13 protein-coding genes are annotated in these 15,448 nt (G+C 71.2%); 6 read left to right on the top strand and 7 right to left on the bottom strand.

The window, feature by feature from the left end; all coding sequences use genetic code 11:
* The first annotated feature begins 65 nt into the window (after positions 1–65).
* The gene (locus ACFZAM_RS35810) at positions 66–632 is read left to right on the top strand and encodes a TetR family transcriptional regulator (RefSeq protein WP_391052431.1); all 567 of its coding nucleotides are present in this window, start codon (positions 66–68) and stop codon (positions 630–632) included.
* 34 nt (positions 633–666) lie between these two features.
* Here ACFZAM_RS35810 and ACFZAM_RS35805 read toward each other — a convergent pair whose 3' ends face one another.
* A complete protein-coding gene (locus ACFZAM_RS35805; protein WP_391052430.1) occupies positions 667–1,089 on the bottom strand; it encodes a winged helix-turn-helix transcriptional regulator in 423 nt (140 codons plus the stop codon).
* 101 nt (positions 1,090–1,190) lie between these two features.
* On the opposite strand from ACFZAM_RS35805, the gene ACFZAM_RS35800 reads away from it, so the two are divergent.
* From ACFZAM_RS35800 to ACFZAM_RS35780, 5 genes are all read left to right on the top strand, one after another.
* Positions 1,191–2,042 carry an alpha/beta fold hydrolase gene (locus ACFZAM_RS35800; protein WP_391052428.1) on the top strand — a complete coding sequence of 284 codons (852 nt, stop codon included), beginning with the start codon at positions 1,191–1,193 and terminating at the stop codon, positions 2,040–2,042.
* A gap of 351 nt (positions 2,043–2,393) precedes the next feature.
* On the top strand, positions 2,394–4,775 hold the full coding sequence (locus tag ACFZAM_RS35795; protein WP_391052425.1) for a chitobiase/beta-hexosaminidase C-terminal domain-containing protein: 2,382 nt from the start codon (positions 2,394–2,396) through the stop codon (positions 4,773–4,775).
* A gap of 180 nt (positions 4,776–4,955) precedes the next feature.
* Complete coding sequence (locus ACFZAM_RS35790) at positions 4,956–5,819, top strand: DMT family transporter (protein WP_355347646.1); 864 nt, start codon at positions 4,956–4,958, stop codon at positions 5,817–5,819.
* 180 nt (positions 5,820–5,999) lie between these two features.
* On the top strand, positions 6,000–7,331 hold the full coding sequence (locus ACFZAM_RS35785) for an NtaA/DmoA family FMN-dependent monooxygenase (RefSeq protein WP_391052422.1): 1,332 nt from the start codon (positions 6,000–6,002) through the stop codon (positions 7,329–7,331).
* Between the two features lie 17 nt (positions 7,332–7,348).
* Positions 7,349–8,674 (top strand): NtaA/DmoA family FMN-dependent monooxygenase, encoded by a 1,326-nt coding sequence (locus tag ACFZAM_RS35780; RefSeq protein WP_391052420.1) that lies wholly within the window; start codon positions 7,349–7,351, stop codon positions 8,672–8,674.
* A gap of 96 nt (positions 8,675–8,770) precedes the next feature.
* Here the strand turns inward: ACFZAM_RS35780 and ACFZAM_RS35775 are convergent, their stop codons facing one another.
* The 6 genes from ACFZAM_RS35775 to ACFZAM_RS35750 form a co-directional block, all read right to left on the bottom strand.
* On the bottom strand, positions 8,771–9,775 hold the full coding sequence (locus tag ACFZAM_RS35775; RefSeq protein WP_391052515.1) for an aldo/keto reductase: 1,005 nt from the start codon (positions 9,773–9,775) through the stop codon (positions 8,771–8,773).
* Positions 9,776–9,823: 48 nt separating this feature from the next.
* The gene (locus tag ACFZAM_RS35770; RefSeq protein ID WP_391052417.1) at positions 9,824–10,942 is read right to left on the bottom strand and encodes an ABC transporter substrate-binding protein; all 1,119 of its coding nucleotides are present in this window, start codon (positions 10,940–10,942) and stop codon (positions 9,824–9,826) included.
* Between the two features lie 65 nt (positions 10,943–11,007).
* On the bottom strand, positions 11,008–11,790 hold the full coding sequence (locus tag ACFZAM_RS35765; RefSeq protein ID WP_391052414.1) for an ATP-binding cassette domain-containing protein: 783 nt from the start codon (positions 11,788–11,790) through the stop codon (positions 11,008–11,010).
* Positions 11,774–12,676: an ABC transporter permease subunit gene (locus ACFZAM_RS35760; protein ID WP_391052412.1), complete on the bottom strand. Its 903-nt coding sequence runs from the start codon at positions 12,674–12,676 to the stop codon at positions 11,774–11,776. Before ACFZAM_RS35760 ends, ACFZAM_RS35765 begins: the two co-directional genes overlap by 17 nt.
* Before the next feature lie 90 nt (positions 12,677–12,766).
* A complete protein-coding gene (locus tag ACFZAM_RS35755; RefSeq protein WP_391052408.1) occupies positions 12,767–14,380 on the bottom strand; it encodes a rhodanese-like domain-containing protein in 1,614 nt (537 codons plus the stop codon).
* A 26-nt stretch (positions 14,381–14,406) separates the two neighbouring features.
* Positions 14,407–15,183, bottom strand: coding sequence for an SDR family oxidoreductase (locus ACFZAM_RS35750; protein WP_391052404.1), 777 nt, complete (start codon positions 15,181–15,183; stop codon positions 14,407–14,409).
* Positions 15,184–15,448 lie beyond the last annotated feature (265 nt).

The following is a 15,448-nucleotide window of genomic DNA, read 5'->3' as shown; positions in this document are numbered from 1 at the left end:
CCCGCCGTTTCTCTTCCGGGTACGATATGGCGGACCCCGCCACTTGGCAACCATGGAGGTAGGCCATGCCGGATGGCCAGCGCGCCGACGCCCGGCGCAACTACACGCGCATCCTCGCCGTGGCCCAGCAGGAAGTCGCCGCCCACGGCGCCGACGCCTCGCTGGAACAGATCGCCCGCACGGCGGGGGTCGGCTCCGCGACCGTGCGGCGGCACTTCCCCACCCGCCAAGCGCTGCTGGAGGCGGTCTCCCGGGAGCGGATCGAGGCCCTGCGCGTCCGCGCGCACGAGCTGACCGGCGAAGGCGAGAGCCGCGGCGCGCTTCTGGAGTGGCTCGGCGACGTCCTCACCTACTGCGTCTCCGCGCGCGGCCTGGCCACCGCGCTGTCCTACAACGCCGCCGGAGTCGACCCGGTGCACAACAACAGTTGCTCGGCCACGCTCGAAGAAGCGGCGGGCCCGCTGCTCCGCCGCGCTGCGCGGGACGGCGCGGTGGCCAAGGACGTCACCGCCCTCGACCTGATCACCCTGCTGGTCGGCATCGCCCTGGCCACGGAGCACGCCCCCGACCCGGCCGCCCGCGCCCGCCAACTCTTCGACCTGTCGGTGGCTGGCCTGAGCCCCCAGCGCTGAGCAACGGCGCCTGTCGCCGTCGGCCGCGCGGGCCCTAGTCGGGAGACGGCCCGTCGGCGAGCCGGTTGTTGCGGTCGATCTCCGGCATGTGGGTCTCGGCCCAGTCGCGCAGGGCGGCGAGGGGGTGTTCGAGGGACAGGCCGAGGTCGGTGAGGCGGTAGTGGACGGCGGGCGGCACCGTCGGTTCCACGCGGCGCGTGACCAGGCCGTCGCGGACCAGGCTCTGCAAGGTGGCGGACAGCATCTTCTGCGAGATGCCGGGGATGCGGCGCCGCAGTTCGGCGAAGCGGACCTCGCCCGGAGCCTGCTCGGCCAGCGTCTTGACCGCCATCGACGTCCACTTGGTGCCGATGCGGTCGAGCAGCTGGCGGGTCGGGCAGCGCGGATCCAGCAGGTCGCCGCGGTCGCCGGGCCGCGGCCCGTACGTGCCCGATGCGTCGGGCCCGGACGTGGTCACCTGGGGCTCACCACCTGAGGGGAAAGTGCCGTCTTGGGCGGACCAGGTTAGTTCCCTAGCGTGATCTTGTCACCATTGGTTACCACTCCTGGAGTCCCGTCATGCCCGAACTGCGCCGCGTGCCCGTCAACGGTGTCGAACTGAACGTCGCCCTCGCCGGATCGGGTCCCGCCGTCCTGCTGCTGCACGGCTTCCCGCACACCTGGGAGGTGTGGACGGACGTCATGGCCGATCTGACCGGCCGCTACCGCGTCATCGCGCCCGACCTGCGCGGCTTCGGCGCGAGTGGTCCTGCCCCGTCCGGGTACGACGCGGGCACCCTGGCCGAGGACGCCGCCGCGCTCCTCGCCGCGCTCGGCGTGTCGTCCGCCGCGGTGGTGGGCATCGACGCGGGCGCCCCCGCGGCCTTCCTCCTCGCCCTGCGCCACCCCGGCCTCGTCCGCCGCCTGGTCGTCATGGAATCCCTGCTGGGCGCGCTGCCCGGCGCCGAGGACTTCCTCGCCGCCGGACCGCCGTGGTGGTTCGGCTTCCACCGCGCGGCGCCCGGCCTCGCCGAGACCGTGCTGGAGGGTCACGAAGCCGAGTACGTCGACTGGTTCCTGCGCTCCGGCACGCTCGGTGAGGGAGTGCGCCCCGCACTTCGGGACGCGTTCGTGCGCGCGTACACCGGCCGCGAGGCGTTGAGCCGCGCGTTCTCGTACTACCGCGCCCTGCCCGAGAGCGCGGCGCGGATCGGTGAGGCGGTCGCCGCCCACCGCCTGACGGTGCCGACGATGGCCCTGGGCGCCCAGCCGGTCGGCGACGTGCTCGCACGCCAACTGCGCCCCCTGGCCGACGATCTCACCGCACACCTCATCGAGGACTGCGGCCACATCATCCCGCTGCACCGGCCGCGCGCCCTGCTCGCGCTCCTGCGCCCGTTCCTGGCCCGCGACGACGCGGGCAGGGCGTGACCGGGGCAGGGCGTGAGCGGGGCGGGCGTGAACGGGGGGCAGGGATGACCGCGGACGAGGCGTGACCTGGGCGGCGCACCACGGATCCCACGCCTCCCGCACGCCCCACTCGAATCGTTCACTGTGTGAATCCGGTGCATGTGCTTGACGGCTCGCCATGGCCACTTGACACTGCCTTACGGATTCGGGATTACCGCCATCCGCAGATTGAGAGCGTTTTCAAGAGACTGAATCAAAGGGCCAAGGCGGGACCTTGGCTCTGAATGTGCAGTGCCGAGCGCGATCCACCCCCACATCTCCGCGCTGACCCTGGTGTTCACTTCGCGAACCCAGGCGAAAGGACCCCCACACATGCGCAGATCCATCCTCCCGGCCCGTACCGAGGGCACGCCGCGTCGGCAGCGACGCGTGGTCGCCCTGCTCGGGGCCCTCGTCCTCGTTCTGGCCGGGATCATCGGCCTCACCCAGACCGTCGGAACCGCCTCGGCGGACGCGTCCGACTACACGCAGAGCGTCGCCCAACTGAACTCCACGCAGGCGCAGATCACGTTCAAGCCCACCACGGCCGCCGCCTACGTCGACGTCCACTACCTGGTCAACGGCGCGAATCAGCAGAACGTCCGGATGACCAACAACGCGGGCGTCTGGACCCAGACCGTCAGCTCGCTGACCACCGGCACCGTGCTCGACTACTGGTTCACGTACGAGAAGAGCGGCCCGCAGTACGACACGCCGCACTTCTCGTACACCCAGGGCAGCGGGAGTACGACCGGAGGCGGCACCGGCGGCACCGGAACGACCGTCGCCACGCCGACCTTCAGCCCGGCGGGCGGCACCTTCAGCTCGGCGCAGAGCGTGACGATATCCGACGCCACCTCGGGCGCGAGCATCCGCTACACGCTGGACGGCTCCACGCCGACCGTCTCCTCCACGCTCTACAGCGCGCCGCTGAACATCTCGGCGAGCACCACGGTCAAGGCGATCGGCATCAAGTCCGGGTCCACCAACTCGGCCGTGGCCACCGCCAGTTACACCATCGGCTCGACCTCGGCGAGCTGCCCGACGCAGTCGGACACTCCCAACTTCGGGTCGAACGTCCACATTTACGACCCGTCGATGTCCAGCGCCACCATCCAGGCGCAGCTCGACGCGCAGTTCGCGCAGCAGAAGGACACCCAGACCGCGCAGTTCAGCAACAACCGGGTCGCGCAGCTCTTCAAGCCGGGCACGTACAACGTGTCCGACAACGTCGGCTTCTACACCTCGGTGGCCGGTCTCGGCCAGAACCCCGACGACGTCACGATCAACGGTGACGTCACCGTGGACGCCTTCAACGCCTCCGACGCGGGCAACGCGACCCAGAACTTCTGGCGGTCCGCGGAGAATCTGGCGATCAACCCCTCTAGCGGCACCGACCGGTGGGCCGTCGCGCAGGCCGCGCCCTTCCGCCGGATCGACGTGCACGGCGGGCTCGCGCTCTACCCGGCCAGCTACGGCTACGCCAGCGGCGGCTACATCGCCGACACCAAGGTCAGCGGCCAGGCCGCGTCCGTCTCGCAGCAGCAGTGGTACACCCGCGACAGCAACCTCGGGAGCTGGGCGGGCGGCGTGTGGAACATGGTCTTCTCCGGCGTCAACGGCGCCCCGGCCAACACCTTCCCGAACCCGCCGGAGACCACGCTGGCCACCACGCCGGTCTCCCGTGACGTGCCGTACCTGTACGTCGACAGCGCGGGCAAGTACCGGGTCTTCCTGCCGTCGCTGCGCACCAACGCGTCCGGACCGAGCTGGGCCAACGGCAGTACCCCCGGCACCTCGCTGCCGATGAGCCAGTTCTACGTGGTCAAGGCCGGGGACACGGCCGCGACCATCAACACCGCCCTGTCCCAGGGCTGCAACCTCTTCGTCACCCCCGGCGTCTACCACCTCAACCAGACGCTCAACGTGACCAAGGCCAACACCACCATCCTCGGCATCGGCTACCCGACGTTCGTGCCCGACAACGGCGTCAACGCCATGCAGGTCGCCGACGTGGACGGCGTACGCCTCAAGGGTCTGCTCTTCGACGCGGGCACCACCAACTCCGCCGCGCTGCTGACCGTCGGCCCCTCCGGCTCCGCCGCGAGCCACGCCGCCAACCCGACCACCATCCAGGACGTCTTCTTCCGGATCGGCGGCCAGGTCGCGGGCAAGGCCACCACCAGCCTCATCGTGAACAGCGCCAACACGATCATCGACCACATCTGGGCCTGGCGCGCCGACCACGGCAGCGGCGTCGGCTGGACGTCCAACACCGCCGACACCGGTCTGATCGTCAACGGCGCCAATGTGCTCGCGACCGGACTGTTCGTCGAGCACTACCAGAAGTACGAGGTCGTCTGGAACGGCCAGGGCGGCAAGACGATCTTCTTCCAGAACGAGATGCCGTACGACCCGCCGAACCAGGCCGCCTGGGTCAACCCCAACGGGCAGAACGGATACGCCGCCTACAAGGTCGGCGCGAACGTCACCACCCATGAGGCGTGGGGGCTCGGCAGCTACTGCTACTTCAACGTCAACCCGGCGGTGAACAGCTACCACGCGTTCGAGGTGCCCAACACCTCCGGCGTGAAATTCCACAGCGCGCTGACCGTCTCACTCGGCGGCGTGGGCACCATCACCCACGTCATCAACGACACCGGAGCGGTCACCGCGTCCAACACCACCCCCAGCAATGTCGTGTCCTATCCGTGACCCGCTGATCCCCTCACCGTGGACCCACGGTGACGGCGGCCCGGTGCTCCCGTGCAGGCGGGAGCACCGGGCCGCCCCCGCGAACGGGTGAAGCCGGGCCCGTGACCCCCACCCGCGTGTGCGTCGGCGCCGCGCGCCGCCTACGCTGCGCCAGGGGAGTTACGTCACGGGAGGCCGACCCTGCTGGTGCTGTGTGTGTTCTTCGCGTTGCTCGGTGCGGCCAGCAACGCGGTGGGAACCGTCCTCCAGCGCAAGGCCGCGCTCGCCGTGCCGCCCAACGACGCGATGCGCCCGCGTCAGATGCTCGCGATGATCCGGCAGCCGGTGTGGCTGCTCGGCATCTGCGGAGTGGCGGGCGCCGCGGCCTTCCAGGCCCTCGCCCTGGTGGCGGGACCGCTGGCCCTCGCGCAGCCCGTCTTCATCCTGGAACTGCCGCTCGCCCTGCTCTTCAGCGTGCCGCTGCTCGGGCGCGCCCTGCCGCGCGCGGGCTGGAGCGGCGTCGCCTGCATGGTCGCGGGTCTGGCGCTCGCCCTGGGCGCCGCGGCACCGGGCGGCGGCGGCGCCCAGGCGTCCATGGCGCACTGGGTGCCCGCCGTCCTGCTCTGCGTGGGCGCCATCGGCTGGGCGGTCGTCATCGCCCGCCACCGGCCCTCCGGCGCGCCGAGGGCCGCCCTGCTGGGCGCCGCCTCCGCGGTGGCCAACGCGCTCACCGCGGCGCTGATGAAGTCCGCCGCCGACACCTTCTCCGCGCACGGCGGCGTCGCCTTCCTGACCGCCTGGCAGACCTACGGCTTCGCGCTGTGCGGCGTCACCGCGATCTTCCTGCTGGAGAGCGCCCTCCAGTCCGGGCCGATCATCGCCTCGCAGCCCGCCCTCACCCTCGGCGACGCCACCGTCAGCCTGGCGCTGGGCATCACCGTCTACGGCGAGCACATCCGTACCGGCTGGTGGGTCGTGCCGCAGTTGGCGGCCGTCGGCCTGATCGCATACGGCACCGTCCGGCTCTCCCGCGCGGTCCCGCTGATCAGGGAACTGGCGGGCTGACGCACGGGCCGCCCGGTCTCCGCCCGGCACCGACCTGACATCTGCCCGGCACCGGCTCGACAACGGCCCGGCAACGGCCCGGCAGCGGCCCGGCCCTGGCGCGGACCGCGAAGGGGAGCTTAAGTGAACCGGTAGCCGCTTCGGCTTCATCCCCGGAGCGGTTCGCCCAAGCATGGGGCCGTGACCGAACGATTCCTGCACCTCAACGTCAACGCCAACGGGCTGGCGAAACCGCCGAACAGCTGGCGGCACAGCTCTCCGCCCACCTGGTTCCTCGACGTCGCCTCCTGGGAGAAGCTCGGGCGGATCGCCGAGCGCGGCCTGCTGGACGCGGTCTTCCTCGCCGACCACCTCGGCGCCACCGACTTCAGCAAGCCGTGGCACGCCTTCGACCCGTTCATGCTCCAGACGGCGGTGGCCCGCGCCACCCGCCACATCGGTCTGGTGACGACCCTGTCCGCGACCTTCTACCAGCCGTGGGACATCGCGCGCCGCGCCGCGACGCTCGACATCGCCTCCGGCGGCCGGGCGGCGGTCAACATCGTCACCTCCGGCGAGGACGCGGCCGCGGCCCTGTACGGGCGGGGACCGCTTCCCGCACGCGAGGTCAGGTACGGGCGCGCCGAAGAGGTGCTGAACGCCGTCAAGCGGCTGTGGGACTCCTGGGACCCGGACGCGCTGGTCGCCGACCCCACGACGGGCGAACTGGTGGACGACGGCCGGGTCCCGACGGTGGACTTCGACGGCGAACACGTGGGCTTCAGGGGGCGGTTCCAGTTCCCGCGCTCCGTGCAGGGGCGGCCGGTCATCGTCCAGGCCGGAGCGTCGCCCCTGGGCATCGAACTGGCCGCGCAGCACGCGGATGCCGTGTTCTGCGCCTCCAACACCCTGTCGACCGGGCAGGAGTTCTACCGCGGGCTGAAGGCCCGCGCCGCCGCCCACGGGCGCGACCCCGACGAACTCCTGGTCCTTCCCGGCCTCAACATCACCCTCGGCGGCACCGAGGCCGAGGCGATCCGGCGCCGCGCCGATCTGGTCGGCCCCGTAGAGGCGGACGACGCCGCAGTGCGCGCGCTGGCCGTCCAACTCGGCGTCCCCGTCGACCTGCTGAGCCTGGACAAGGCCCTGCCCTGGGACTACATCAACTCGCCGCGGTGGAGCCCGCGCAGCGTCGGCGCCGCCAACGGCGTGCTGTCCGTGGCACGCCAGGGCGACCTCACCGTGCGCGAGGTCCTCGAACGCCGCGCGAACGCGCAGAACGCGATCGTCGGCACGCCCGAGCAGGTCGCCGACGAGATCGAGAGCTGGTTCACCCAACGCGCCGCCGACGGCTTCAACATCAACTTCGACATCTTCCCCTCCGGCCTGGAGCAGGTCGTCGACCACCTGGTGCCGGAGCTCCAGCGGCGCGGGATCTTCCGCAGGGAGTACGAGTCCACCACGCTGCGCGGCCACTACGGGCTTCCGCCCCTGGTGACCGACGCGAGCCGCGCCACCGCGCGCACGGCCTGATCAGGAGACCGCCACCAGTGAGCACACGCCGACTGCACTTGAACGTCAACGCCAACGCGCTGGGCCGAGCACCGGGGGGCTGGCGCCTGCGCGACGACCCGCTCGGCTTCCTCGACATCGACGAATGGGAGAACCTCGGCCGGACCGCGGAACGCGGCCTGCTGGACGCGGTGTTCCTCGCCGAGACCCTCGGATTCTCCCAGCAGGACTTCACCAGGCCGTGGAACGCGATCGACCCGTTCGTCGTGCTGACCGCGATCGCCCGCGCCACCACGCACGTCGGCCTGGTGGCGACCGTGTCGTCCACCTACCGCCACCCGTACCACATCGCCCGGTTGGGCTCCTCGCTCGACCTGGTCTCGGGCGGCCGGGCCGCGGTCAACGTCGTCACCACGCAGTCGCCGCGCGCCGGGGCCCAGTTCGGCCTCGACGCGCACCCCGACCGGGACGCCCGCTACGGCCGCGCGGACGAGGCGATCGCGGTGATCAGGGCGCTGTGGGAGTCATGGGACCCCGACGCGCTTGTCGGTGACAAGGCGTCAGGTGAGCTGACCGACCTGACGAAGGTGCGGGAGGTCGACCACGTCGGCGAGCACCTGCGGGTCAAGACCTGGTACCAGGTGCCGCGTTCGCCGCAGGGCCACCCCGTCGTCCTGCAAGCGGGCGCGTCGGAGCAGGGCATCGACCTGGCCGCGAAGTACGCCGACGCGGTCTTCTGCGCCGCGCACAACCTCCAGCAGGGCAAGGACTTCGCCGCCAAGGTGAAGGCCCGGGCCCGCGACGTTCACGGCCGCGACCCCGACGACGTCCTGATCCTGCCCGGACTGTGGCCGGTCATCGGCAGCACCGAGGCCGAGGCGCGCGAGCGCCGCGACCTGCTGGCCGGTTTGAGCACCGACACCACCGACGCCCTGACGTCGCTGGCGGCGCAGCTCGGCCTGCCGGTGGACAGCCTGGAGCTCGACCGGCAGCCGCCGTGGGACCTGATCAACTCGCCGGACTGGAAGCCGAGCAGCTATGGCTTCGCCAACTCCGTGCTCCAGTCCGCCCGCAATGAGAACCTGACGGTGCGCGACCTGCTCGACCGGCACATCGCCGGCGGCGGTCACCGCATGGTGGTGGGCACCCCGGAGCAGATCGCCGACGAGATGGAGGCGTACTTCACCGAGGGTGCCGCGGACGGGTTCAACCTGAACCACGACCTCTACCCCGACGGCCTCGACCTCATCGTCGACCACCTGGTGCCGGAGCTCCAGCGGCGCGGGATCTTCCGCAAGGAGTACGAGGCGAGCACGCTGCGCGGCAACCTCGGCCTGCCCATCCCGGCGGCCACCCCGGTCTGAGGCCGGACGGCAGCACGGCGCGACGGAGCCGCCCGGCGTACCGACCCCCATCCCACGGGGCCGGTACGCCGGGCGGCTCTTCGGGCTGCCGCCGGATCAGGAACCGGCGGCGTCCGGCAGGCGCGCCTCTGCCCCGATGGCGCCGGGCCGCAGCGCCCTGTCGCCCTCGACCCGCTCGGCGATACCGGCCAGTCGCGCGGCCTGCTCCGGTGTGAGCGTGACGTCGAACGCGCCGACGTTCTCCCGCAGATACGCGGCGTGCCGGGTGCCGGGGATCGGCACGATGTCCTCACCCCGCGAGAGCACCCAGGCGAGGGCCACCTGACCGGGCTCGGCGCCGAGTTCGGCCGCGACGGCGACGACCTCGTCGGCCAGCTTCACATTCGTGTCGAAGACCTCCTCGGCGAACCGCGGGTGCTCCAGCCGGCGGCCCGTCAGGTCCGCGCGGCTGCGCAGCCGACCGGTCAGCCACCCGCGGCCCAGCGGCGAGAACGGCACGATGCCGATGCCCAACTCCCGCGCGATGGAGAGCGTTTCGGCCTCGATGTCGCGGGTGAAGAGCGACCACTCGTTCTGGATCGCGGTGACCGGATGTGTGGCATGGGCGCGGCGCAGGGTCCGCGGACCCGGCTCCGACAGACCGATCCAGCGGACCTTGCCCGCCTCGACCAGCTCCTTCAGCGCGCCGACCGTCTCCTCGATCGGCACCGTCGGATCGACGCGGTGCTGGTAGTAGAGGTCGATGTGGTCGACGCCCAGGCGCCGCAACGAGCCCTCCACCGCCGACCGTACGTACTCCGGACGGCCGTCGATGGGGCGGGCGTCGGGGTTGGTGGCCCGGTCGAGCGGGTTGCCGAATTTGGTGGCGATGACCAGGCCGTCACGGCGGCCCTTGACCGCCTGCCCGAGCAGCGTCTCACTGATGGCCGGGCCGTAGATGTCGGCGGTGTCGAAGAAGTCGATGCCGAGGTCGATCGCCTCGCCCACCAACGCCGACGCGCTGTGCCGCTCGTCGGCGTCGGTGGAGCGCGCGAAGCTCATGAAGCCCAGGCCGAGGGCCGAGACCTCCAGCCCCTCGGTGCCGAGCCTGCGTCGAGTGATGTCGGTCAATGGTTACTCCTCAGCCGGTGGTTCGGGAGCGGCGCCGTGTCAGCCGGTCGTCACGTCGTCCAGCGCCGTGGTGTAGTTGAATCCGAGCTTGGACGTGACATTGGTCTTCAGCCCGCCGTACTTGTACGCGGCCTCGACGGTCGCCTGCTGGATCCGCAGGAACTCCGGGTCACCGATCTTGTAGAAGGTCGAGTGCCGGGCGTTCTCCCAGTTGACCTTGGCCACGTCGGGCGTCTGGCTGAGGACCTGCTGCTCGACCTTCTCGTACGCGGTCTCGTGACCGGGAATCCACTGCTCGTAGAAGGTCCGCAGCCGGCCGTAGAAGTCCTTGAGCGCCGCCAGCTTGGCCGGGTCGTCGAGCACCTCGGTCCTGGCGATCCAGCCGCTGCCGCCGAGGATGCCGAGCGTCGCGTTGTCGGCGATCTTGATCGCCTTTCCGGCGTCGACGGGCTTCTTCACGTTGCTGTAGCTGGTCACGACCGCGTCCAGGCGCCCGGCGTTGAAGGCGTTGGCCGCGGCCTGGTTGCTCGGGAACTGCACACCGTGGACGTCCTTGGGGCCGAAGCCGCCCTTCTCCAGCGCGACGACGTAGGCGGCGTAGATGTTGCCGCCGTAGTTGTAGCCGATCTTCTTGCCCTTCAGCTCGGCGAGCGTCGTGATGCCGGAGCTCTTCGTCACGTACACGGCGGCCGGGTAGGGCGCGTCGGGCGTCCAGGTCACCGCGAAGCCCTGGATCGGGGCGCCGGTCTTCGTCCAGTCGGCCGAGGCGTTGGCGGCCTCGAAGGCGGCGGTGTTCTCACCGACCTGGCCGACGTCGATCTGCTTGCCGTACAGCGCCGCCAGTTGGTTCGCCGGGCCCGCGATGATCGGGACCTTGTACTTGTACGGGGTGTCTTCGAACAGGCCCGACTCCTTCAGCAGCGCGGGGAAGTCGGCGGTCTGGTAGCTGATCGTGAGGTTGACGCCGGACAGGTCGACCGCGGCGGCGGAGGAGGAACCGCCCGTCGAGCCGCCGTTCGACCCGGAACCCGCGTTCTTCGCGGAGGTCGAGGCGCCGCCGGAACTGCCGCAGGCGGTGGCGACCATGGCGAGGGCGACGGCCGCGAAGGCGGTGAACGTGCGCTGGACGAAGGGGGAGTGCTTGCCGGTGCTGTACATGTGCGATGACTTCCTCGGGATGTGTCGGGTGAAGACGGTTCGTGGTGCTCTGATCTGACGGGCCGTCAATGGCCGGCGGCCACCTCCTCGTCGCTGCCGCCGACCGTGCGGGCCACGCCGAGCTGGTCGAGCAGCGCCGCCCGCAGTTCGAGGAACCGCGGATCGTCGCGGTGGCGGGGCTTGTCGATCTCGACCCGCTGGTCCAGGGCGATCGAACCGCGCGAGAGGACCAGGACACGGTCGGCGAGCAGGATCGCCTCGTCCACGTCATGGGTGACCAGGACGACGGCGGGCTCGTGCTTGGCGCACAGCGCCGCCAGCAGGTCGTGCATCTTGATCCGGGTCAGCGCGTCCAGGGCCGCGAAGGGCTCGTCGAGCAGCAGCAGATCGGGCTCGGTGACCAGCGCGCGGGCGAGTGCGACACGCTGCGCCTCACCGCCGGACAGCGTCCGGGGCCAGGCTTTGGCGTGGCTCTCGATACCGACCTCGGCCAGCGCGTCGAGCGCTTTGCCGTACGCGGCTCGCGGACGCCGCGCGCCGAGCACGACATTGCGCCACACCTTCTGCGCGGGAACCAGCCGCGGCTCCTGGAAGACGGTCGACCGCACGCGGGGCACGACGACATTCCCCTCGTCGGCGGTGTCGAGTCCGCCGACGATACGGAGCAACGTCGTCTTACCGGTGCCGGACGCTCCGAGCAGCGCGACGAACTCCCCCTTCCGCAGCCGGAGATCGACCCCGTCGAGCACCGCACGGCCGTCGAAGACCCGTCGGACCCCCAGCGCGGTGACGGCGTATCCCGCGCTGTCCGCGGCGAGGTCGCCCGGCGATTCAGTTGATACCGACACGGGCCCTCCAAGGCAGGACGAGACGCTCGACGCCGCGCATGACGAAGTCGATGAGGATGCCCAGCACGGCGTAGATCCAGATGCCGGCGATGACGATGTCCGGGCGCTGGTTGTTCTGGGCGTTGATGATCAGATAGCCGATCCCGGCGGTGGAGTTGACCTGCTCGGCCAGCACCAGCGACAGCAGCGAGAAGGAGCAGGCGAAGCGCAGACCGGTGAGGATGCCGGGCAGCGCCGTCGGGAAGATGATCCGGCGGGCGATCCGGAAGCCGCTGAGCCCGAAGGTCCTGCCCGCCTCGATGAGCTTTTGGTCGACGCCCTTCACGGCGTGGAACGTGTTCAGGTAGAGCGGGAACAGTGCCGCCGCGGTGATGAGGGCGAGCTTGGACGGCTCGTCGATGCCGAACCAGGTGACGAACAGCGGGACCAGCGCGATGAACGGCACCGTCCGCAGCATCTGGAGGGTGGCGTCGAAGATCTCCTCGCCGATCTTCCACAGACCGGCGAAGATCCCGAGCACCAGCCCCGCGCTGCCGCCGAGCAGCAGCCCCTCACCGGCCCGCCGCAGCGACACCGGTACGGCGGCCTGGAGCGAGCCGTTGTTCCACAGGTACTGGTACGCCTCGACGATGGTCTTCGGCGAGGGCAGCACGTCCTCGGTGGTCCAGCCCCAGGTCAACGCGAGCTGCCAGAGGGCGATCAGTGCGACGGGCACGCCGACGCGCAGGGTCCAGCCGCTCCAGAAGCGGACCCGCTTGCGCACGCTCTCGCGCCCGCGGTTGCGCGGGCTGAGGTCGATGAGCCCCGCCGCGCCCCGCGGAGTCCTCGTGGCGGTTGGCGCACCCGGCGCGGGCGCGGTGTCGGTGACGGAAACGGCGCCGGTCACCGCGTCACCTCGGCGGCGGTGTCGACCGGCCGGGTGGTGAGGGGCCTGGCGATGGCGGTCATGAGCGTGTCCTCACAGGGGGTCAGTGCCTCAGGCGAACTTCTCGAACGGAACGGTGTCGTCCTGCGCCAACTCGGCGACCAGGCCGAGCTCCCAGGACAGATAGCGGCGGAATCCGGCCTTGCGGTCCTCGGGGTCGCTCTCGCGCCAGCCGGAGGCGACGACGTCCTCCGGGGCGTGCAGCCACTCGGCCCGGTCGGTCTCCACGGGCAGACCGGCCGCGCGCCACGCCGCCGTGCCGCCGTCGAGCACCCGCACCGGACGGTCGGTGGCCGCCGCGAGGTCGGCGGCGGCGTAGCGCGCGAGCACCCCGTCGGAGGAGGTCAGCACGACCGGCCCGGTGCCGGGCAGCTCGGCCGCCGACGCGGCGAGGCGGGCGCGGATGGCGAACCGGGCGCCGGGGACGTGGCCGGTGCGGTACTCCGGGCTGGGCGCCACGTCGAGCACGAGCCGGGTGTCGGCCGGGGCGCCGTCCAGCTCCTGCGCGGTGACCGTCTCGAAGCCGCCGGACGGCGGGTCGAGGACGGGCCGCGGCACCGGGCCGGTCTCCAGGTCGACGCCTTCCAGGGCCCGGTCGAGGACGAACACCTGCGCCCAGCCGATCTGGGCGATCCAGGAGGCGGCGACCGCGGCCCGTACGCCGTCGTTGTCGACGAGGACCACACGGGAATGGTGCGTGCCGACGTGCCGGAACACCCACGGTGCGACATCCCAGCTCGGCGCCGACAGGGAGCCGGGCAGGTGACCGGCCTCGAACTCCTCGGGCGTGCGTACGTCCAGGACGTACAGCGAACGCGTGTCGTCCTTGCCGAACGCCGCGAGCGCCGCCGCGTCGATGTGCTCGATCCCGAAGCGCTCGCCGAAGCGGACCGCGCTCTCCCGCGCCGCCTCCAGCGCCGCGCCGGTCGGCGGCGCCACCGAGGACGTCTCGCCGTGGTCGAGTTCGTGCCCCTCCAGCACCCAGGACTGGGTGCCGCCCTCCAGCGACACCACCCGGTTCGGCAGGCCCGCGTTGATGAGCACCTGGGCGCCGAGGATGCTCCGCGTGCGCCCGGCGCAGTTGACCACGACGAGCGTGTCGGGCGACGACACCGCCTCGGCCGCGCGGTAGACGAGTTCGGCGCCCGGTATCGACGTCCCGCCGGGCAGGCTGTGGTCGCGGAACTCGCCGATGGGGCGGCTGTCCAGCAGCACGATGTCCTCACCGGCCGCGCGGCGGCTCAGGAAGTCCGGCACGCTGATGTGCGGCGTCTGGTACACCTCCTCGATCCACTCGCCGAAGGCCTGCCCGATGACGTGATCGCCGCCGCTGTGGACCTTGTGCCCGGCCGCGGCCCACGCGGCGAGGCCGCCGTCGAGCACCCGGACGTCGGTGTAGCCGAGCGCGCGCAGCCGGGCCGCGCCCCGCCCCGCCAGCTCCGCGTCGCCGCCGTCGTAGACGACGACCGGCGTGTCACGGCGGGGGACCAGCGCCCCCACCTTCAGCTCCAGGACGCTGAGCGGGATCGAGACGGCGAGCAGGATCGACCCCTGCGCCGCCGTGACGCCGGACTCACGGACGTCGACGAGCGCGTACTCCTGGCCGCCGTCGAGCAGCGCGCGCAACTCGTCGACGGCGATGGCGGGGGCCACGGATTCGGTCATGGGAACTCTCCTGGACTCTGGTCGGATCAGTAGTGGATGGCGCCGGGCACGCCGCCGCCGGCGTAGACGCCGTCGCCGACGACGGCCACGCTGCGCGGCGAGGCGAGGAAGGCGACCACCCACGCCACCTCGTGCGGCTCGATCACCCGGCCGATGACGTTGCCCGGCGCGGCGGGCGCCGCGCCGTCGGCCGCGCTGCCGCTCTGCAGCTCGACGTACCGCTCGGTGCGGGTGGGACCGGGGTGGACGACGGTGACGTTGACGCCGTGCGGGCCGAGTTCGTCGGCGACGTTCTTGGTCAGCGCGATCACCGAGGCGTTGCGGACCGAGCCGATCACCGAGACGGTCGAACGGGACCCGGTGCCGCTGATGTTGATGACACGGCCCCAGCCGTTCTCGATCAGCAGCGGCGCGACGGCCTTGATGGTGCGCAGATAGCCGATCACCTTGACGTTGAGCTGCCGTTGGAACCAGGCGTCGTCGGCGTCCTGGAAGCTCGGCCCCTTCTGCGCGGGCTGCTCGGCGGCGTTGTTGACGAGGATGTCGATACCGCCGAAGGCCGTTCTCACGGTGTCGACCAGCTCGCGAACCGAGTCGTCGTCACCGGTGTCGGCCCGCACGCCGAGCACGTCGGCGCCGGTCGACTCCCTGATCCGTACGACCGCGTCGTCCAGGACGTCCCCCCGCCGTCCGGTGATCGCCACCCGCGCACCCTCGCGCGCCAGTTCCTCGGCGATGGCGTAACCGATGCCCGTGCCGCCCCCGGTGACGACGGCGCGTTTTCCTTCGAGTTCGAGACCCATGGACTTCCCCGATCGAGTGCCCGACGGCGACGCCGAGCTGCGAATAGGGCCTCAGCCTGCGGGGACGGGAAGGGGCGAACAAGAAGATCTGGCTACAGCAATAGCCGGGACCTGGCTTAACAGTGGGGTGGGCGGGGGAGGCCGGGGCGGCACTGTGCGAATCGACACGATCTAGGTGTATTGATCACGAGCGTTGTTGACATGTGCCGGTGCTTGATCATGGCGAAGACCTCCGGTGTGGTGGAGCTGTCTAGGACTGCACCGC

The sequence above is a fragment of the Streptomyces sp. NPDC008079 genome, from assembly GCF_042957385.1.
In the GTDB taxonomy this organism is placed as follows: domain Bacteria; phylum Actinomycetota; class Actinomycetes; order Streptomycetales; family Streptomycetaceae; genus Actinacidiphila.
Note: the sequence above shows the minus strand (reverse complement) of the source record. Positions and strands in the feature narration are given on the sequence as shown.